Origin of the sequence: Spirosoma sp. SC4-14 (assembly GCF_037201965.1) — a bacterium.
In the GTDB taxonomy this organism is placed as follows: Bacteria; Bacteroidota; Bacteroidia; order Cytophagales; family Spirosomataceae; genus Spirosoma.
In genome coordinates this window covers 5,081,809-5,101,106 of the sequence record NZ_CP147518.1, presented here as the reverse complement: position 1 = coordinate 5,101,106, position 19,298 = coordinate 5,081,809, and the positions used below count along the sequence as shown (strand labels likewise).

The 19,298-nt window shown below is 49.4% G+C and carries 19 protein-coding genes; 12 read left to right on the top strand and 7 right to left on the bottom strand.

Annotated elements, in window-relative coordinates; all coding sequences use genetic code 11:
- Positions 1-165: 165 nt before the first annotated feature.
- Positions 166-1,422 (bottom strand): Hsp70 family protein, encoded by a 1,257-nt coding sequence (locus WBJ53_RS20815; protein ID WP_338869698.1) that lies wholly within the window; start codon positions 1,420-1,422, stop codon positions 166-168.
- 365 nt (positions 1,423-1,787) lie between these two features.
- Here WBJ53_RS20815 and WBJ53_RS20810 point away from each other — a divergent pair, with 365 nt between their 5' ends.
- The 4 genes from WBJ53_RS20810 (at position 1,788) to WBJ53_RS20795 (ending at position 6,020) form a co-directional block, all read left to right on the top strand.
- Positions 1,788-2,171, top strand: a complete 384-nt coding sequence (locus WBJ53_RS20810; protein WP_338869696.1) for a hypothetical protein — start codon at positions 1,788-1,790, stop codon at positions 2,169-2,171.
- Positions 2,172-2,345: 174 nt separating this feature from the next.
- Positions 2,346-2,924, top strand: coding sequence for a peroxidase-related enzyme (locus WBJ53_RS20805; RefSeq protein ID WP_338869694.1), 579 nt, complete (start codon positions 2,346-2,348; stop codon positions 2,922-2,924).
- A gap of 33 nt (positions 2,925-2,957) precedes the next feature.
- Positions 2,958-5,270, top strand: coding sequence for a GDSL-type esterase/lipase family protein (locus tag WBJ53_RS20800; RefSeq protein ID WP_338869692.1), 2,313 nt, complete (start codon positions 2,958-2,960; stop codon positions 5,268-5,270).
- A gap of 309 nt (positions 5,271-5,579) precedes the next feature.
- The gene (locus WBJ53_RS20795) at positions 5,580-6,020 is read left to right on the top strand and encodes a response regulator (protein WP_338869690.1); all 441 of its coding nucleotides are present in this window, start codon (positions 5,580-5,582) and stop codon (positions 6,018-6,020) included.
- On the opposite strand, the gene WBJ53_RS20790 is transcribed toward WBJ53_RS20795, so the two are convergent.
- Positions 5,974-6,390, bottom strand: a complete 417-nt coding sequence (locus WBJ53_RS20790; RefSeq protein ID WP_338869688.1) for a hypothetical protein — start codon at positions 6,388-6,390, stop codon at positions 5,974-5,976. The two genes, WBJ53_RS20795 and WBJ53_RS20790, sit on opposite strands and share 47 nt — an antisense overlap.
- 309 nt (positions 6,391-6,699) lie before the next feature.
- On the opposite strand from WBJ53_RS20790, the gene WBJ53_RS20785 reads away from it, so the two are divergent.
- Positions 6,700-7,629, top strand: a complete 930-nt coding sequence (locus tag WBJ53_RS20785; RefSeq protein WP_338869686.1) for an alpha/beta hydrolase — start codon at positions 6,700-6,702, stop codon at positions 7,627-7,629.
- Positions 7,630-7,671: 42 nt separating this feature from the next.
- Here the strand turns inward: WBJ53_RS20785 and WBJ53_RS20780 are convergent, their stop codons facing one another.
- Positions 7,672-8,421 carry a hypothetical protein gene (locus WBJ53_RS20780; RefSeq protein ID WP_338869684.1) on the bottom strand — a complete coding sequence of 250 codons (750 nt, stop codon included), beginning with the start codon at positions 8,419-8,421 and terminating at the stop codon, positions 7,672-7,674.
- Positions 8,422-8,643: 222 nt separating this feature from the next.
- On the opposite strand from WBJ53_RS20780, the gene WBJ53_RS20775 reads away from it, so the two are divergent.
- The 4 genes from WBJ53_RS20775 to WBJ53_RS20760 all read left to right on the top strand — a co-directional run bounded on the left by WBJ53_RS20775 (position 8,644) and on the right by WBJ53_RS20760 (position 12,268).
- On the top strand, positions 8,644-9,786 hold the full coding sequence (locus tag WBJ53_RS20775) for a TlpA disulfide reductase family protein (protein WP_338869683.1): 1,143 nt from the start codon (positions 8,644-8,646) through the stop codon (positions 9,784-9,786).
- Positions 9,787-9,881: 95 nt separating this feature from the next.
- Positions 9,882-10,469, top strand: a complete 588-nt coding sequence (locus WBJ53_RS20770; RefSeq protein ID WP_338869682.1) for a Crp/Fnr family transcriptional regulator — start codon at positions 9,882-9,884, stop codon at positions 10,467-10,469.
- 156 nt (positions 10,470-10,625) lie between these two features.
- The gene (locus WBJ53_RS20765) at positions 10,626-11,414 is read left to right on the top strand and encodes an alpha/beta hydrolase (protein ID WP_338869680.1); all 789 of its coding nucleotides are present in this window, start codon (positions 10,626-10,628) and stop codon (positions 11,412-11,414) included.
- A gap of 137 nt (positions 11,415-11,551) precedes the next feature.
- Positions 11,552-12,268 carry an SDR family oxidoreductase gene (locus tag WBJ53_RS20760; RefSeq protein WP_338869678.1) on the top strand — a complete coding sequence of 239 codons (717 nt, stop codon included), beginning with the start codon at positions 11,552-11,554 and terminating at the stop codon, positions 12,266-12,268.
- 55 nt (positions 12,269-12,323) lie between these two features.
- Here the strand turns inward: WBJ53_RS20760 and WBJ53_RS20755 are convergent, their stop codons facing one another.
- Together WBJ53_RS20755 and WBJ53_RS20750 are read right to left on the bottom strand one after the other, a co-directional pair.
- Positions 12,324-12,803: an ankyrin repeat domain-containing protein gene (locus WBJ53_RS20755; protein ID WP_338869676.1), complete on the bottom strand. Its 480-nt coding sequence runs from the start codon at positions 12,801-12,803 to the stop codon at positions 12,324-12,326.
- Between the two features lie 122 nt (positions 12,804-12,925).
- Positions 12,926-13,735, bottom strand: a complete 810-nt coding sequence (locus WBJ53_RS20750) for a GNAT family N-acetyltransferase (protein ID WP_338869674.1) — start codon at positions 13,733-13,735, stop codon at positions 12,926-12,928.
- Between the two features lie 83 nt (positions 13,736-13,818).
- Between WBJ53_RS20750 and WBJ53_RS20745 the strand changes: the two genes are divergently transcribed.
- Together WBJ53_RS20745 and WBJ53_RS20740 are read left to right on the top strand one after the other, a co-directional pair.
- Positions 13,819-14,814 carry a hypothetical protein gene (locus tag WBJ53_RS20745; protein ID WP_338869672.1) on the top strand — a complete coding sequence of 332 codons (996 nt, stop codon included), beginning with the start codon at positions 13,819-13,821 and terminating at the stop codon, positions 14,812-14,814.
- Positions 14,815-14,890: 76 nt separating this feature from the next.
- Positions 14,891-16,261: a glycoside hydrolase family 88 protein gene (locus WBJ53_RS20740; protein ID WP_338869670.1), complete on the top strand. Its 1,371-nt coding sequence runs from the start codon at positions 14,891-14,893 to the stop codon at positions 16,259-16,261.
- A gap of 2 nt (positions 16,262-16,263) precedes the next feature.
- Here WBJ53_RS20740 and WBJ53_RS20735 read toward each other — a convergent pair whose 3' ends face one another.
- Positions 16,264-17,031 (bottom strand): cupin domain-containing protein, encoded by a 768-nt coding sequence (locus tag WBJ53_RS20735; RefSeq protein ID WP_338869669.1) that lies wholly within the window; start codon positions 17,029-17,031, stop codon positions 16,264-16,266.
- Between the two features lie 96 nt (positions 17,032-17,127).
- A complete protein-coding gene (locus tag WBJ53_RS20730) occupies positions 17,128-17,922 on the bottom strand; it encodes an SDR family oxidoreductase (RefSeq protein WP_338869667.1) in 795 nt (264 codons plus the stop codon).
- Between the two features lie 244 nt (positions 17,923-18,166).
- Here WBJ53_RS20730 and WBJ53_RS20725 point away from each other — a divergent pair, with 244 nt between their 5' ends.
- A complete protein-coding gene (locus tag WBJ53_RS20725) occupies positions 18,167-19,252 on the top strand; it encodes a winged helix DNA-binding domain-containing protein (RefSeq protein ID WP_338869665.1) in 1,086 nt (361 codons plus the stop codon).
- Positions 19,253-19,298: the final 46 nt, after the last annotated feature.

The window sequence follows — 19,298 nt, the reverse complement described above, 5'->3', positions numbered from 1 at the left end:
TGAGTGGAATTGAAATATGTTGCCCCTGCTCCGCTTAGGAACTATCAGCAGCCTTCTAATCGTACCTGAGTGGAATTGAAATAACGAAACTAATTCGGTGGTATGGTTACCTGACTCACTTCTAATCGTACCTGTGAGGAGTTATGGGAGATGGGGGTGTTAAGTTCAACCAAATTTGGCCTGACTGTCGTAGGCCAGACCAAGACCAACGCTTGAAAGTTTGTTTTCGTCGGCGATGATGGCGTTGGGAAAGAGCCGCCTGAAATCAGTTTGTATCATTGGGACTTCGGTAGTGCCGCCGGTAAGAATAACCAGATCGATGGCTTCAGGGTGAACCCCAGCTTCCTGCAGACACGCTTTCGCCGAAATCAGAATTTTGTCAACTTCCAACTGGATCGCCGTTTCAAATTGTGCCCGACTGATGGCAATCGAAAAGCCATCTTCAATATAATCGGCTGTCGCCTTGTGTTCGGTACTGGCCGTAAGCGCTATTTTGGCTTCTTCCGTCGTAGCCAGAAGTGTGTGTCCGGTTTCTGTTTCAAGTACCGATAGCAACCGTTTATACCGGGGTTTATCGTGCGACTGATGAAGCAGTTGCCGCACCTGCATGATCAGTTTAGGCGTATAAAGAAAATTGACTTTGCTCCATTCGGCCAGATCGTGGTAGGGTTTTAAGGGTACTTCCAGATCCTTAGGGCCGTACGTACTCCGATACCCCAATTCAGGCATGATTGCAGCCAGACTTAATTCTTTGTCAAAATCGTTACCTCCAACCCGAACACCTGTATTGGCCAGAATATCCGACGATCGATCGGCTTTATGAATCGATCGATTCGACAATCGGATCACTGTAAAATCGGATGTGCCGCCCCCCAGATCAGCCACAATAGCGAGCTTTTCGCCACTGAGCCGCGCTTCGTGAGCAAAAGCCGCAGCAATTGGCTCAAATTGAAATTCGATCTGCCTGAAGCCAATTCGTTGCGCAATCGCTTTCAATTCGTCCTGGGCCCGGGCATTGGCAGCCGGATCGTTGTCGACAAAATGAACCGGGCGGCCCATAACAACCTGGTCGATTTCCTGACCGGCAACGGCATCGGCCTTTGCTTTAATGTGTTGCAGGAAAGACGCAATAATCGTTGAAAAATTCATCGACGTACCGTTCACCATCGTTCCCTGCCTCATAAGCGATGTGCCCAGAACCCGCTTCAAACTGCGCATGAAACGGCCTTGCTGACGGTTAAAAAATAAGTCGACGGCCGTGCGCCCGTAGAATGCTTTATTGCTGGCTCGCTGAAAAAAAATGGCACTCGGAATGGTTACGTGCGCTTGTTCGACCGGAACGAGAGCAATTTTACCATTCTGACTAGTGGCAATACTTGAATTGGACGTGCCAAAATCGATTCCGCAGGAGAGGGTTGGCATGGCTATCGAATGAACTGCTAATTGGTGTAGGGCACAATGGATTCGTGCAAAAGGGCGCAAAAGTACGTAAAAAATAGCTTTATCGGTAGGCGTTCCGAAATTTAGTGGGGAATAACTACCGGATAATCGGTGCAAAAGTCGCGCGGTTTATTTAGCCGTCTGCCGGGCTTGTCGTGGTTCGGCAGTTGTCCGCAAGTGAACAACAATTGTCCACTTGCGGACAGGGAAATAGGTTGGCATGGGTATTAAGCGGTTGATTATCAGATAGTTTATTTTGTTGGCACAGCGTTTGGCTTATAGATAGCGAACAGCAAACAACACGAACAACCAAAACAGGAACATAAACACTAAACACAAATACAACCATGTTAACACTACTGAGCAAAGCCGCCATTTCAATTCTGATGAGTGCTTCCACCCTGGCCAATCCTGCCAACCCGACCACCCCAAAAGCCTTACCGTTCGGCGCCAGCGCCTTCGTTACGGTCGACAACCAGATTCGGGTGTCGGTTAGCAAGGAGGCCGATGTTCCGGTCGAAGTTCTGCTCCGGACTGCCGATCATCAGGTCGTATTCCGTCAGAACCTGGGCCGTAAAGACCAGAAAGTAGCCCTGAAACTAAACGTCGATGAGTTGTCGGATGGTAAGTATGAACTGGAGGTTCGTTCGAGCGAAGGCAGCATTCGCAAACAGTTAGAATTATCGACACAACCCGTTCAGCAAACCAGTCGGGTTGTGGCCGTGCAATAAAACAGGCAACAATCTCACCTAAACTACCCTTAGAAAGCCCGGCTTGTGCCGGGCTTTCTGATTTTCGGGACAAATGCACAGATTCGGTGAGGGGGAGCACAAGCCGACAGTAAATTGCTGTCGGCTTGTGCTTATCATCAGATAGAACGCAGCAACGTAAACCTACATCAACGTATGCCACATATTGCACTCCCCGAAGGGTTTCCTGGCATTGCCGGTTTAATGGCCTACCGTCCACTGACAGCTAAACCACTCAACGAACTGGCTCAGGCCTTACTCCAAAGCCCTAATTCATTGAGCCCGGCCGAACGCGAACTGATTGCTACTTATGTATCGTCGCAAAACGATTGTTTCTACTGTCAGACCATTCATGGGGCAGTTGCTGCGCATCATCTGGGCGGCAACCAGCAGTTAGTCGATGCCGTAAAACAGGATTTTTTGGCAACCGATTTAAGCGATAAAATGAAAGCACTGCTCGCCATTGCCGGTAAAGTACAGTTGGGTGGTCGCTACGTAACCGCCGAAGATATTGAGCAGGCCCGGCTAGCCGATGCAACCGATCAGGAAATTCATGATACGGTGCTTATTGCGGCTGCATTCTGCATGTATAACCGGTATGTAGATGGGCTGGCTACCTGGGCACCCCAGCAGATGGCTATTTATCAGGAACGAGCCAAAAATATTGCCGAAAAGGGCTATGGGCAGTTTCCGAATCAGTATAGTGCGAATAAGCCTTCGGATGAACCGAAATAAATGCTGATCTGAACGTAACAACGAGTGGTGTTGATGAAGACCAGAATCCTGTTAGCTCTTTTCTTTACTTGTGCTCTCTGCTCGCTGGCAGGTGCCAGCCCTTTTCCCAAAGGCGCAAAGCGAATATTGTTTCTGGGAAATAGCATTACCTATGCCGGTACCTATGTTACCGATATGGAAGCCTATCTGGTTACGCATTACCCCAAACAACAATACGAATTCATTAATACTGGTTTGCCCAGCGAAACCGTTTCCGGGTTGAGTGAAGTCAATCATGCCGATGGCCGTTTTCCCCGGCCCGATCTCCATGAACGATTGAGCCGAGTGCTGGCCCAAACCAAACCCGATGTTGTTTTTGCCTGCTATGGCATGAACGATGGTATTTATTTGCCGTTAGACAATGCCAGGTTCGGAGCCTATCGGGAGGGTATGAAATGGTTGCATGCCCAATTGGAAAAGGCGGGTGCCAAACGAATTGTCTTCCTGACTCCTCCCACCCACGACGACTCTAAGCAGGGGCTGGAAGGGTATAACCGTACCCTCGACGCTTATGCCCGCTGGTTGCTGGCGCAACGCGATTCGTTACAGTGGGAAGTTGCAGATGTGCATTTCCCGATGAATCAGTTTCTGATCGAAAAACGAAAAACCGAACCGTCGTTTAAACTGGCGAACGATGGCGTGCATCCCGGTGAAGCAGGACACTGGCTCATGGCGCGGGCCGTGCTACAGTATCTCGGCGAAACCGTCGCCGAAGCGCCGGATGTGTTGTCTGCGCTGCGTGTAAGTCCCCGGTCCGAAGAAATCCTGAGTCTGGTGAGTCAACGGCAGGCATTAATGAAAGATGCCTGGCTAACCGCTACCGGGCATAAACGGCCCGAAATGGCAACGGGTTTGCCACTGTCCGAAGCTCGTCAGGTCTACGACCAGATCGAACGCCAGCTTCGGGCCACAGTGCAGGGCAAAGCACCCCAGCGCATTCGTATTGCGTGCGTTGGGAATAGCATTACGTATGGAGCCCGGTTAAGTGCTCCGGCTGTTGAGTCTTATCCGGCACAGTTGCAGAGGTTGCTTGGCTACACCTACGATGTCCGCAATTTTGGCGTAAGTGGCCGAACCCTGATGAGCAATACCGAAAACCCCTATACGGCCACTCCGAGTTATAAACAGGCACTGGCAAGCCAACCCGATATTGTGACCATCAAATTGGGCACAAACGATAGCCGGTTGCCGTATCGGTTAACGATTGCCGACCGGTTTGTAGCCGACTACAAAGCGCTGATTCAGGCGTTTAAACAACTACCTACCCATCCCCGAATAGTACTTCTGTTGCCGGTTGCGTCGTATTTGACCGATACGACCCGGCAAATCGACGCCGTAATTGCAAAACAAATCATTCCCCGTATTCAGCAGGTTGCTTACGAGGAAAAAGTAGAACTGATTGATCTGCATTCGATTACCCTACAGAGCGATTCGCTTTTTCCGGACCAACTGCACCCAAATCGGGCGGGTGCTACGCTGATTGCTCAGCGGCTCTTTGAGGCCATTAGCCGGAAGCCAGTAGCTGAATTTGATATTTTTCGGCAACTGAGCCAGCCCTATCAGGTATCTTCTTTTTATGGCTACGATTGTGCTGATTTTACCTTCAACGGGCGTACTGCTAAAATTGTAAAACCTCGGGTTGTGGCCGAGGGTAAACCCTGGATATGGCGGGCACGTTTTTGGGGACATGAGCCACAAACTGATATTGCACTACTCGATCGGGGTTTCCATGTCGTGTATTGCGACCCCGCCGAATTGTTCGGAAATAGCGAAGCCGTCGATCTCTGGAACAAATTTTATGCGTATCTGCATAGAGCCGGACTGGCCAAAAAGGCTGTTCTGGAAGGCATGAGCCGGGGAGGAGTATATGACTACAACTGGGCTGCCCAGAATCCTGATAAGGTAGCCTGTGTATATGCCGATGCGCCCGTACTGGATTTGCGAAGCTGGCCGGGTGGAAAAGGGAAAAGCAAAGGTAGCCCGGCCGATTGGGAAAAGTTGAGGGAAGATTATGGTTATAAAACTGAAGCTGAAACCGAAACTTTTCGGAATAGCCCCTTAGACAAAGTTACCGATATTGTGAAAGGCCATTACCCAATGCTGCATGTGGTTGGTGATGCCGATGAACTGGTACCGGTTGAGGAAAATACGGCCCCATTTGAAGAAAAAATAAAGAAACTGGGCGGGACTATTACCGTCATTCATAAGCCAGGTGTGCATCATCATCCGCATAGCCTGGCTAATCCGCAGCCAATTGTCAACTTTATTCTGGCTGCGGTTTATGGCAATACCGGCTTGCAAAATTGAAAGAACAGGTAGGTATTTACTGGGTTGTTTCTATCGATAAATGGTAACTTACCCTTAATAACCATCGTATCAGCATGTATGTTATTTAACTTACTTTTTTGTTAGATTAAGTCTTTTATTTTTTGATTTTATTTATTAATTAATTGATTTTTAGAGAGTTGTTGGTATTTAAGGGACGAAGAGTATAGTTTGATTAATCATTTACAGTTGATAATAAGTTTATAGAAAAACTATTAAATTTTATCGGCTAAGCTTTTAATCATAACTTTGAAGCTTACCCTTTCAACGTTAACTATACATCGCTCAAGTATGCTCTCAACGTCTACAACGAGTAGTGTTTCGGAAAAGCTGGTGTTCTTGGTCGATGATGATGAAGACGATTCGTTGTTGTTCGAAATGGCTATTCATCAAACAATACCACATTGCAAGGTTCGTATCTTCGATAACGGGCTGGTGATGCTGGAAGTATTGAATGAACCAGGAACCAAGCCACAGTTGATTTTTCTGGATATGAATATGCCTTACCCCAACGGTCTGGAAATTCTGACGAATTTGAAAATCAATCGGCAGTGGGCCGCTATTCCAGTCATTATCCTGACTGGCAACGACGACCCCGAACGTACGCAGCTTGCCTATCAGCTCGGTGCTCAGTCGGTCATAAAAAAGCCCAGTTCATACGAACATCTTCTGGAAATTGTGTTTGCTATTCGTCAGTACTGGTTTTCAATTGTGAATCTACCACAGGCTTAGGAACGGCTATTTCTTCTACAATGGTCCGCGAATGGAGGTATTCTTTCAGTTCTTCTTCTGATTTAAAGAACTTGGGCTCTTTAATGGGGAGCTGAACAATCAGCGGCATTTTCACCAGATCGGCATAGGTGCCAACGGGTTTCAGTTCATACACGACAGTGGAAATCTCCAAAAGATACGTATCGGTGGGTTCAGTAATCACACTAATTTCTTCGAGTCGGCCATCCAGAAAAATGCGTACGATTTCGGCCTGGAAATAAGGGTGACGAGGGCCTTCTTTGCCAGGCATCCGATCGCCATGGGGTTGATTGACAAACACAACGTCGCCAACCGTAAAGGGTACCGAAACGGTTTTAAAAATGATGTCCATAATTTTGAGTACAGTTTAGCAAATGGGATTTTGGCAGGTATGGTAGCCAGGCCTGAAGCGTTTGTGTAGCGATCGATTTCTGCGGCCGATCGGCTAAATTTAGGAAAAGCAGGGCGTGTATAGTAGGCACGAAAGAGCACGGGAACGAATGTAGCGGTTCGATACTTACCCGGCGAAGATAAGCAATGATAATTCATTTGTTCAGGAAATCTGTTCCGAAATTTTTCCTGTATATACCTGTAGAATTTTGGTAGGCATAGGGAACCCAAAAACGACCCGCTGATCAATCACCAATTCGCTCATTTACGTATGGTCGAACGTACTCCTCTACATCCAGAACGGATTCATCCGGTTATTTCGCTGCACCTGATCTGGCAAATTCCGGCCTGTGGGCTGGCGCTGATCGTACTTATCCTTTTGGCGAATGAATATGCCATTGCCAGAGCAAGTCGGCGTGTTAGCGATATTCCCTATGTTCAGCCCGGTCAGGTCGGATTTATGGCAAAACGGCAGGTGTTGGATGTATTTATACCGAAAAGCGAACCCAGCCGCAAAAAACCTGTAGTGCTGTTTATTCACGGTGGAAACTGGGATAGTGGCAACAAAAATCTCTATAGCTTTGTCGGTCGTCGATTAGCCAGTTTAGGAATAGTGGCGGTGGTTATTAACTACCGGCTTGCTCCTCAGGTCCGGTTGCCCGATATGGCCGCCGATTGTGCCCAGGCTGTGTGGTGGGTAACAACGCACATAGCCAACTATAGCGGTGATCCGGATCAGCTATTCGTTATGGGCCATTCGGCGGGCGGTGGGCTGGCAGCGTTGCTGGCTACTGATGAGTTGTTATTTGCAAAACTCGGATTGACAAAAAACCCGATCAGGGGTGCTATTCTGGACGATCCTGCCGGATTGGATATGTTTGATTATCTGACGAAAATGGAGTATCCCGGCGATGAACAATACCTCATTCCGTGGGGTAACGATCCGGCTATCTGGCGGGCAAATTCGGCTTTGTATCATCTGGACGCTGGTAGTCCACCTATGTTGTTATTTGTTGGTGAGCGAACGTACCCGAGTATCATTGGAAGTAGCCGCCGATTCAACCAGCGGCTACAGGAGCTTAAAATTGCGCATTCGTTCACTATTTTGCCCGGCAAAAAGCACGTGGCAATGGTAACGCAGTTGTTCTGGAAGTCAAACATTATTTACCGCGACCTGCAGAAATTTATTAGGGGGAATTAATCACCGGAAACCAACGGTCGGGAAATACGCACGAGCAACCCACTAAAACAGCTTGACTTTGTAGCGGTATCGTCCCCGAAAATATTCTTTCATTTTGAGCACCTCGCGGGCCTGGTCCGAAATCCAGAACGTAGCGTAGGCCCCTTGTCCGTAGTCTATTTTCAGAAGCCAGCAATTAATTTTTGTGTTACCGCTAATGAGCAGATCGTTCCGACCCGTAACGGTCAGATGGTAATAATTGGCCGAAGGCGAGCCGGGTTCATAAAAGGCTATCGCAAACTCCTGGCCAACTTTTCTGAACGGAAGCAACGGGAAAATCTCCAGATCCATCGGAAATTCGAATGCAGGCGGATTCATGACTACCCGGAACGTGCTGTCCTGGCTGGTTTTTCGACTGTCGATCGGAACCGTCACCGTTGTTCCGGTAAAAATGAAGTTTCGGCTTCCTCGTCTGGTATAGGTAGCCTGGTGGGTCAGGGGCGCAAGCGAAGGGAGTAGCCCCGTTGCCTTAACATCGGCAAGCAACGAATCCCGACGAAACCACTGCCAGCCAAATTCGTAGGTTTTCTGACCGCCAGATGATTCGGAAATGCGAATGGTACGATCCCAGATGTCGGCCGATGTGAGCCGGTTGCCAAGGCTGTCTTCAAAAAATACGGCGTACGAACGCTTTCCTTCTGTAAACGCGGCTATATTCAATTTTTGGGTTGTGGTGTTGATCGTATCGATCTGGGCTTTGGCCGACAGGTTGGTGCCAAACAGCAGGAAGGTTGCAAGTAAATACCGTTTCATTGATGAATCTGTGATGGTAATTGGTTGGTTGTTACCGCAAATTATGCGTTGCCCACTTGTCCGTTCCTACTTTTTCTTTCGTCGAACGCAACATCGGATAAAACCGGAAATTTGCAGGATAAGCGGTTTTAATTGGATTGCCTTGCCCTCGGGTGAAAAAAAAGCCCGATCGTGTTTGAAACCGCGTTTTTATCCCTTATTTCGTTAAAACGACTTATCAACATGAAAACCATTAGTTGGGTGGCGATAGTAAGTCTGTCGCCATTGCTGGTATGGGCTCAGGGGGGCTCATACACAATTCAGGGGAAACTGAATGCGGTGCAGGCGCCTGCCAAAGCCTACCTGCGCTACCCGGTGAACGGAACGGTAAAAATGGATTCGGCCACCATTCAAAATGGCAGTTTTGCCTTTAAGGGTACTACCGAAACCCCGGTAAAAGGCACATTGCTGGTCGATAAACAAGGGCAGGGCTTTAGCAATCGGAGGCCCATTCCGGCTATTTCCATCTATCTCGAACCCGGCGTTATTACGGTTTCCAGCCCCGATTCGTTGAAAAATGCTGAAATAAGCGGTACTCCGCTCAATGTCGACAATCAGAAACTGGAACTGGCGCTGAAACCATCGCAGGAAAAAATGGACCTGTTGATGAAAGAATACCGTTCGGCAACACCGGCGCAGCGGAGCAGAAAAGAATTTGAAGAGTCGATCGACAAACGTTATGAAGCTATTGAGGCCGAGAAAAAGGGCCTTTATGAGCAATTTATTAAATCGATGCCGCAGAGCCTGGTAAGCCTCGATGCACTAAAACAATTTGGTGGTTATACACCCGAGTATAACGAGGTGAAACCGATATTCGACGGCCTGAGCGATGCCGTTAAAACGAGTAGGGCAGGGGAGGAATATGCAGCCACACTCAACCGCATCAAAGCAACCTCCATTGGCGAACTGGCGCCCGACTTTATGCAGGCCGATACGGCAGGGAAAATGGTTGCACTGCACGATTTCAAAGGGAAATATGTGCTGGTCGATTTCTGGGCGAGCTGGTGCGGACCCTGCCGGGCCGAAAACCCGAATGTGGTGAAAAACTACAACGAATATAAAGGCCGAAATTTCACGGTTCTGGGCGTTTCGCTCGATCGCCCAACTGCAAAAGAGGCCTGGCTTCGGGCTATTCATAAGGATAATCTGACCTGGACGCACGTATCAGATCTGAAATTCTGGGATAATGAAGTGGCCCGGCAATATAACATCCGGGCAATTCCGCAGAATTTTCTGATTGGACCCGATGGGAAAATTGTGGCCAAAAACGTAAGGGGCGAAGCTCTCGGCAAAAAACTGGCTGAAGTGCTCGCCGGACAACCGTAATCGTTTAGAAAATCAGAGCAACGGTTTGTCAATGAGGTGAGTAGCGAACCTCTCCGCAAGTCGTTGCTCCTTGCCTGAATAGCTGGTTTTACGCTATGACCGATCTTGATATACTCCGGCAGGCCCTGCGCGTTTTTGCCGATATCGATGAGCAGGCTTTTGCCTTGTCGATACCGTTCTGGCAACCAAAACAGTATCGGAAAGGCGAGTTTTATAACGAGTATAAAAACGTCTGCAAACACCTTGGCTTTATACTGGATGGCATTTTCAGGGCTTACTGCGTAGATGGTGAAACGGGCGTTGAGAAAAACGTTTTTTTCTTCTCGAAACATCAGATTGTGGTATCGTACAAGAGTTTTATCAACCAGTCGCCCTGCAATTATTATACGGAAGCCATGCACGATTCGTCGGTTCTTTATATTCATATTAATCACCTGACGGAGCTTTATCAGCAGTCGCACCAGTGGGAACGCTTTGGTCGGCTGGTGGCCGAAAAGGCCTTTAATACGACTATGGGCCGGATGGAGGATTTTTTGTTCCAAACTCCCGAACAACGGTATCTGGACCTGATCGAACAGCATCCCGATATTTACAATGCCATTCCGTTATATCACCTCTCTTCTTATCTGGGTATTCAGGGGCCCTCGCTAAGCCGAATCCGAAAAAGATTATCGGCCCGGTGAACGATTTTAACCTGGGTTAAAATTGTTCTCGACGGCTTTGCTGACTTTTGTATTGTTCAACGCGTAAACGACTCAACAGCAGTGGTATGTGGCTGAGAGTTTCCAGCGCATACCGAAGTGTTGCGTTTCCTTTTTTCATCATAACACGTTACAAACATGGAAGTCAGTAAAACACAAACCGTCGTCTTCGTTACCGGAGCTTTTGTCTCAAACCTTAGCTGGAAGCCCTGGCAGGCGTATTTCGAAAGTAAAGGGTACAAAACCATTGCACCAGCCTGGCCCTACAAGGAGGGAACTCCTGCCGAACTGCGGGCCCGTAAACCGAATGATACCGACCTGGCCCGGCTAACCCTGGCCGAATTGGTCGATCATTATGCTACCATCGTCAAATCGCTACCCGAAAAACCAATTATCATTGGTCATTCGCTGGGTGGACTGGTCACTCAGATTCTGATCAATAATGATCTGGGTGTGGCAGGAGTCGCCATTCACTCGGTGCCACCGCAGGGTGTTTTCCCCTACGAATTCTCGTTTCTAAAAGCAGGCTGGAAAGCCCTCGGCCTGTTTACGGATCTGGACGAAACGTATCTGATGTCGTTTGAAGACTGGCAGTATGCGTTCGTGAACGATATGCCGCTGGAAGAGCAGCAGAAAGCTTACGACGAAAATACCATTCCCGAATCGAAAGTAGTAGCACGCGGTGGTTTAACCAGTGCTGCCCATGTCGATTTTGCCAAACCTCATGCTCCACTTCTCTTAACGTCGGGTAGTATCGACAACATTATACCCGCACACCTCAATCACCGTAACTACGAAGCCTACAAGCCAAGTGGCTCCGTGCTGGATTATAAAGAATTTGCCGGGCGGAACCATTTCGTGCTGGGACAGCCTACCTGGAAAGAAGACGCTGACTATATTCTGGACTGGCTCAAAAAGAATGCATAAATGGATTGTGAAGTAGTTAAGCAAACAGAAACCCTACCCAATGGGCAGGTTACGAGAACCGTTGACCGGCGAATTGGAAACCTTCAAACCTGCACCGGAGTTATGGGCTGGTAAGACATTATTAATCCCATTGATTCATGGCAGATACTAGTAAAGTGGCCCTCGTTACGGGTGGGTCGAAAGGAATTGGATACGGCATTGCCGAAGCTCTTGTTCAACAGGGAGTTCATGTAGCCATTACGGGCCGCTCGGCCGACGGGGTTCAGGCGGCTGCTGAAGCACTTAACAAAATCAGACCCGCTAGTGCGCTGGGGATCATGGCCGACGTGCGGGATCTGGTTTCGCAGCAGCAGGCGGTCGATACGTTGTTGAAACAGTGGAACCGTCTGGATTATGTCATTGCCAACGCCGGTGTCGGACATTTTGCCTCTATTCAGGAATTAACCCCCGAAATGTGGCTCGAAACAATTGATACAAACCTTACGGGGGTGTTTTATTCGGCCAAAGCAACCATTGCGGCCCTGAAAGAAACGCAGGGGTATTTTATTACTATATCGAGTCTGGCCGGTACAAATTTTTTTGAAAAGGCATCGGCCTATAATGCCAGCAAATTCGGATTAGTTGGCTTTTCGCAGGCCATTATGCTCGATCTGCGGAGTGAAGGCATCAAGGTAACAACCATTATGCCGGGGTCGGTGGCCACGCATTTCAACAATCATGAACCTAATGAGAACGATGCCTGGAAAATTCAGCCAGAAGATATTGGCCAGTTGGTTATTGATCTGATCCGTATGCCTGCCCGAACCTTACCCAGTAAGATCGAAGTACGACCTTCGCGGCCGGGAGGTAAGTAGGAGACGAACAGGAGGGTATTTGGGTAATTGTCAGTGAATTACCCAAATACCGTTTTTACTGAAGCCAGGACAGCGCTTCTTCGTTGCCTTGTTGAATGGCCAGGTCAAGGGCCGTCAGGCCCCGTATATCGCGCAGGGTTGTATCGGCCCCGTAGTCGAGCAGAAGTTTTACCAGTTGATTGCGCCCAAACAGTGTAGCGAACATCAGAGCCGTACCACCATTACCATTCTGAATATCCAGTGCAGCTCCGTTGTCGATCAGCAACTGGGCAATATGGGCATAGCCTTTAAAACTAACACCCATCAGGGCCGTATTGCCACTTACATCCTGCCTATCGACATCGGCACCGGCTCCAATTAACGCCTGGGCAATGGCCAGGTTGCCGGTGTAGGTGGCAATAATCAGCGGAGTAAAGCCTTTGCTGTCCTGGAAATTTATGTCAGCACCAGCCGCAATCGATTGATTAAGGGAATCGAGATCACTCTTTCGGATGGCATCCAGAAGCCCATCTTGGGGATGAATAGAATAGGACATAGGTGTAAAAAAAACAAGTTGTATGCTTCCAATAACTCCTTTTGATCGCGTTTGCTGCCAGCACACTCAAAATCTTCCTGTGCGGCTCCATATCGCTGGAGAGTGCCAGGCTGGGAAACTTGCTATACAGCAGAAACGTGCCGATTGCCAAATACCCGAACCAGGCCCACTTCCAGAAAACCCGCCCGTTTATAAATGCCAAGTCCGTCGGCCGATGCCTGCAACACAACCTGGGTTGCTGAATGCTGCGTGGCTAACCAGATCAGGTGCTGAAATAGCTGAGAACCAAACCCACGTCCACGCCAGGCTGGCCGGGTAGCAAGGTCATAAATGCCTGCTGAGGTGTCGCTCAGAAACAATGTTCCTGTGGCAACTACGTTGCCATCGGCTATACCAATATGGAGTTTCATGGGTTGAGTAGCTGAATGAACGCGGCTGATTTTCTGATGGTACAGTCGAATCTGATCGGCTTCGGATGAGTCGCCAAAAAGTTCAGCGATTACGTCGGCAAACTGTTCATACTCCCCGGATGTTTGCACCGGATGGATCTGAAGCCCCTGGAGCGTCGGTTTGGCGATGGCAGCGTTTTGCAGATTGAGCCACATGGCTACATCGCTTTCTTCGCTATAGAGTCCATATTGCGTCAATAGATGGGCGAGTTCGGGGGAGAGGATGTCGTTCCAGCACCAGAGAGCAACCGGAAAATGCTTGCCGGTAAAGTGCTGCAACTGGTGGCAGAGCGGGCTTGCCAGGGCCTCGGTGGGCATTGGTTTCGGTACAATTACATTGAACGTATCAGTAGGCAGACCACTGTCTACAACGGCCAGAGCTTCCGTTTCAACGAAAGCTGTATCAGGCAAACCCAGTTGGGCATAATAAGAAACTTTAGCAATGAAGTTCTGGCGAACCAGGTCGATGTGAGACGCATTCATAATGGCGGCTATCGGGCAGTTTTGATTTTGATGCCAAACTGGGTAATTTTTCGGAAACGATGGCGTACTGACCTATGAACCGAATGCTTACTGTACCGTATCTGGCCAGTTTCCTGCTCATTTTTATGCTCGCTACCCCAATGTGGGCTCAACCGCAGAAACCCGATTCGCATCGGAGTGCGGTGGCGTTTCAACTCCCCGAAGCAGGATTGATAACCGAAGGCGTTGCTTACGATACAAAATCGGCAACCTTCTTCGTCGGCAGTGTTCATGAGCGTAAAATTAGCCAATACAATCGTCGTTCGGGAGCGAGAACGCTTTCTCAACCGGGCGATAGCTTATGGGGGATTTTCGGGCTCAAAGTCGATGAACAACGACGCTTGTTGTGGGCTTGTAGTTCGGCACTGCTTCAGGCAAAGGGGGTTACTACTACCCAGGACGGGCAGACCGAACTGGTTGCCTATGATTTGAAAACAAACCAGTTACTTGGGCATTACCCGATTCTGAAAGATGGTAAACCACATTTGCTAGGCGATCTGACAACGGCAAAAAATGGGACAGTTTATGCGACCGATAGCCGTACGCCCTGGCTCTATCGGCTTGTGCCCGGCAAACCCACCGTTGAGCCGTTCCTGACCGATAGTCTGTTTTACTCATTGCAGGGACTTGCCCTATCCGACGATGAACAGACCCTCTACCTTGCCGATTATCGACAGGGGCCACTGGCCATAAACCTATCGACCCAACACACAGCGCGGTTGTCGTGGCCTGAGGGAACCATCCTGAACGGAATCGACGGATTGTATTATTACCAAAACAGCCTGATTGGTATCCAGAACCGCACACCCCCCTTCCGGATCATCCGGATGTATTTGTCTCAATCGCACAAGGCAATTGAACGGGTCGAAACGCTGGAGACGAATCATCCGCTTATGGGTGAGCCAACTTTAGGTGTTATTGCTGGAAATCAGTTCTATTACATTGCCAATAGCCAATGGGATGCCTTCGATCGGGCAGGGAGGCCTGTGCCTGGATATACGGCCCGGCAACCTATGATTCTAGTCCTGAAGCTGAATTAAGTGCATTGTTACGAGTATCGACAAGCCTGGAGTGCCTTTTAGGGGAGTAAGCAAAATTACTTATCCTTGCCTTTTGATGATAACACTACGTAAGCGTTCGGCTGGCTATGCTGGAACCGCACTTTTGGTTTCTACGCTAGCACTGGGACAGGCTACGCCACCCAAAGCAAACGATTCGACTACCCCGCTGCATTTGTTGCAACCCGATTATCCAGTGCCCTATGGTCAGCCCCGCATTGCGGAGGTTACGAATGTTTTGCGCCGGGTATATGACTACCTCGACAGTTCGACCCCAACGCAGGTTATTGACCGCCAAACCAATCAGGAACTAACCGATTTTTCGACGTTTAACCCGAATGCAATCATTAAACCCGGCGATTTTCGCTTAACGAGTTACGAATGGGGAGTTACCTATGCGGGCATGCTACTGGCCAGCGATGCCACGGGCGATTCCCGTTTTGCCGACTATACCAACAAGCGACTGGCTTTTCTGGTAGGGCTTGTCCCGTATTTTCAGAATCAGGTCAGTGCCGATCCCAAAGCAACTACGTCGCTTCGGCCGCTGCTGGCTCCGCATGCTCTCGATGATGCCGGGGCTATGTGTGCCGCCATGATTAAAGCTACCCGCGCCGGGGGAGTTAAAGCCGATCTGCGCCCGCAAATCAACCGGTATATGGAGTATATTACCAAAAAAGAATACCGATTGGCCGATGGAACGCTGGCACGCAACCGCCCTCAGCCCAATACGCTTTGGCTTGACGATCTGTTCATGAGCGTTCCGGCCCTGGCGCAAATGGGTAAATTAACCGGCGATCGGGCCTATTTCGATGAAGCTGTGAAACAGGTGACGCAGTTTTCGAAGCGGATGTTTAACCGCCAAAAAGGACTTTATATGCATGGTTGGGTAGAGGGCATGAGCGTTCATCCGGAGTTTCACTGGGCAAGAGCCAATGGCTGGGCCATTATGACCAATGTCGAACTGCTCGACGTATTGCCCGAAAACCATCCGGGTCGTGCGGTCGTGCTGGATTTGCTGCGGGCACACGCAAAAGGATTGGCTGCCTGCCAGTCGGGAGCGGGTTTCTGGCATCAATTGCTCGACCGAAACGACTCCTATCTGGAAACGTCGGCAACGGCCATCTATGTTTATGCCATTGCCCGTGCCATTAACCGGGGGTGGCTCGATCCGCTGGCCTACGCGCCTATGGCCTTACTGGGCTGGAATGCCGTTTCGACGAAAGTGACCGATAAAGGGCAGGTCGATGGTACTTGTGTTGGCACTGGTATGGGCTTCGATCCGGCATTTTACTACCACCGGCCCATTAATTTGTATGCGGCCCATGGCTATGGGCCGGTGCTGCTGGCTGGAGCCGAAGTGATCAACCTGCTGAATAAGAAAACGTTTGAGATAAATGATAGTTCGCTGCAACTGACCCAGAAGCGATAAGGCTATTCGAACTGGAATGCGAAATACGTGCAATTACCCTGACTGGTGTTCTGGATGGCATGCGGTACGTTGGATTCCAGAAAAATCAGGTCGCCGGTCCGGGCCGGAAGGAGCGCACCATTGATGCTTTCCTGAGCGTTATTATGGATCATTAGCAGAATTTCGGCGGCTCGGTGGGTATGGGGCGGATGACTCCATAAGCCCTGTTTCAGGGTTGTAACGTGCATTTCGAATCGTTTGGTCATGGCAGTGGCCCGGTCGAACATACGTCGGATACCACCCTGAGCGTGTGCCTGAAACGGTACCTCTGCCCAGTCGACCCAAAACGACCCCCCGGCAGTTTTTCCGCGTTCCAGATCAACGGGTGCTCTGGCTGTGTATCGCATCACATAATAAGTAGTGGGCGTATCGCTCTTGTTTTCAAAACCGTGTTTATCGCCCGGCATCATCAGCGCAATGCTGCCAGTGCCCAGCGTTTTCGATTGTCCATTGATGGTTACGGTGAGCTGCCCCTCTTTAATGATGATGAGTTCTTCGTCGTCGTGGTTATGAGCAGGATGCGGAGCCTGATGGGGGAGGAGAGTTGTTGCGTGTATGTTGATATGACTAAAATCGGTCGAACTCCCTTCCAGGATAACCCGTTGTTCGCCCGTAGTTTTTTTCGTGACGCGCGCTTTATCCCATTCATACACAGCCGATGCAATGGGCCGAATGTCGACAAAGGCAGTAGCCAGATTCAGAAAAACGAACAAAAATAACAGGTGCTTCATCGGTTTGGTTAGTAGCCAGTTTCCCTATAAAGCGCCTGTTATCAGGTACTTACTCAAAGAGCTGCGTAATCATAGCAGGTACTATTGGCCAGGAAACTACACGATGGCTTTAACCACACCACCATCGACCCGAACAGCGGCACCGTTCGTAGCCGAAGCCAGCGGACTGCTCAGGTAGACGATCATATTGGCGACCTCGTCGGTTGTGGCAAATCGTTGCAGAAGCGAGGTTGGACGTGCCGATTGAAAAAACTCCTGTTCCACTTGTTCGCGGGATTTGTTTTGATGCTGAGCCAGTCCGCTCACAAAATCCTGCACGCCTTCCGACGCTGTTGGACCGGGCAGCACCGCATTGACAGTGATAGCCGTTCCTTTGGTGAGTTCGGCCAGACCTCGTGCTACGGCAAGCTGGGCCGTTTTGGTCATGCCATAATGAATCATTTCGTCTGGAATCTGCAACGCCGATTCACTGGAAATAAACAAAATACGGCCCCATCCGTTGGTGAGCATCGTTGGAAAATAGTGACGCGCCAGTCGGACACCGCTCATCACATTAACCTCGAAGAATCGGAACCAGTCTTCGTCGGGGATATCGACAAAAGCTTTAGGTTCAAAAATACCTGCATTATTGATCAGAATATCGACCGATGGGACCTGTTCGATCAGGTTGTCGACTTCGGCTTTTTGCCCAAAATCGACAGCAATACCTTCTACCGATGCATTGGGATGTTCTGCTTTCAGTTGTTGAACTACCGATTGAACACGGACGTTCGTACGACCCGTAATAATAACATGGGCTCCTTCTGCCAGTAGTTTGCGGGCTGTTGCCAGTCCAATTCCGGCTGTTGAGCCAGTAACTAAAGCCGTTTTGTTGTTGAGTTGTAGATTCATGGTTGTATTCGGGCGCTGATTGTAAGAAAAAACCAGGGCTTTTGAAGAACCGTCATTAAGAAAAGCAAGTTCGTTTTCGGCCGGGGAGGTTGCTAATCTGGAAATTCTTTCTGTTGGCAGGAAAGGGGCAACGCTATGAAACATTGCCAGAACTTTTTAAAATACACCGAACCTACTGACATAGGGCTGTCATTGAGTACGTGTTATTTTGTAAGAAGTTGTTTGAGTTAATCCTGTTTTGTTAATGACCGATTCCGTAATTGTCCGCCACCGGCTCGCCTATCAGATGATTCATCAGCCCCGATTGACCAATCCGGCCGATATGGTCAGGTGGCTTGGTGCAGTCCAGGCACAGGACTTTCTGGCCGCTAAATGGGCGCTGGGACTTCGGTTGCCCGGCTCGACCGAAGCCGATATTGAGCAGTGTATTGCCAATCGGTCGGTTGTCAGAACCTGGGCCATGCGCGGAACCCTACACCTGATTGCCGCCGACGATGTACGATGGATACTGGATTTGCTGAGGCCACGGCTACATCAGATTTCAAACGGCTACCTCCGTCGACATGATTTGTCGGCTACCGATGTAGCGAAAAGCTATGATGCGCTGAATCGGGTCCTGGAAGGGGGACAACAATTAACGCGACCAGAATTGAAAGTTGCTCTCGAACAGGCTGGTATCCGTATCTACGACATTCGTATGAATCTGTTGCTCAATCGGGCGGCTTTCGATGGGCTTATCGGTTGTGGAGTCAGGCGAGGAAGCGAAAATACGTACGCCCTGCTCGATGAATGGATTCCGTCGACCCGGCCTATGGAGCGGATCGAAGCGCTGGCTGAGCTGACAAAACGGTATTTCAGAGGGCATGGACCGGCCACACTTCAGGACTTTGTTTGGTGGTCGGGGCTTACCATAACGGAGGCCAAAGCCGGAATACACGCAGTTAAATCACAGCTTGCTCAGGAAACGATTCATGGACAACTCTACTGGATGGACCCATCGGGGTTCTATATGCACGATGCGTCGCTGGCGATTCATCTGCTGCCGGCTTTTGATGAGTATCTGGTGGGTTACAAAGATCGTAGTGCTGCACTCGGTCCGCTCGATTTTAAGCAGGTCATAAGTTCTGCCAATGGAATTTTTTATCCGGTTATTCTGATCGATGGAAAAGTTGTTGGCACCTGGAAACGAACTGTCAAAAATGATACCGTTCAAATCCAGCCCGAATTCTTTTACCCCTTAACCAGCCGGCAGCACGACGAAATTATAGAAGTCGGCCATCACTATGGCCACTTCAAACAGCTTCGTGCCAGTATGGTTGGAGGTCATTAGTTTATTGGTTGATTAGTCATTGGTGTATTGGCCGTTGGAAAGATCA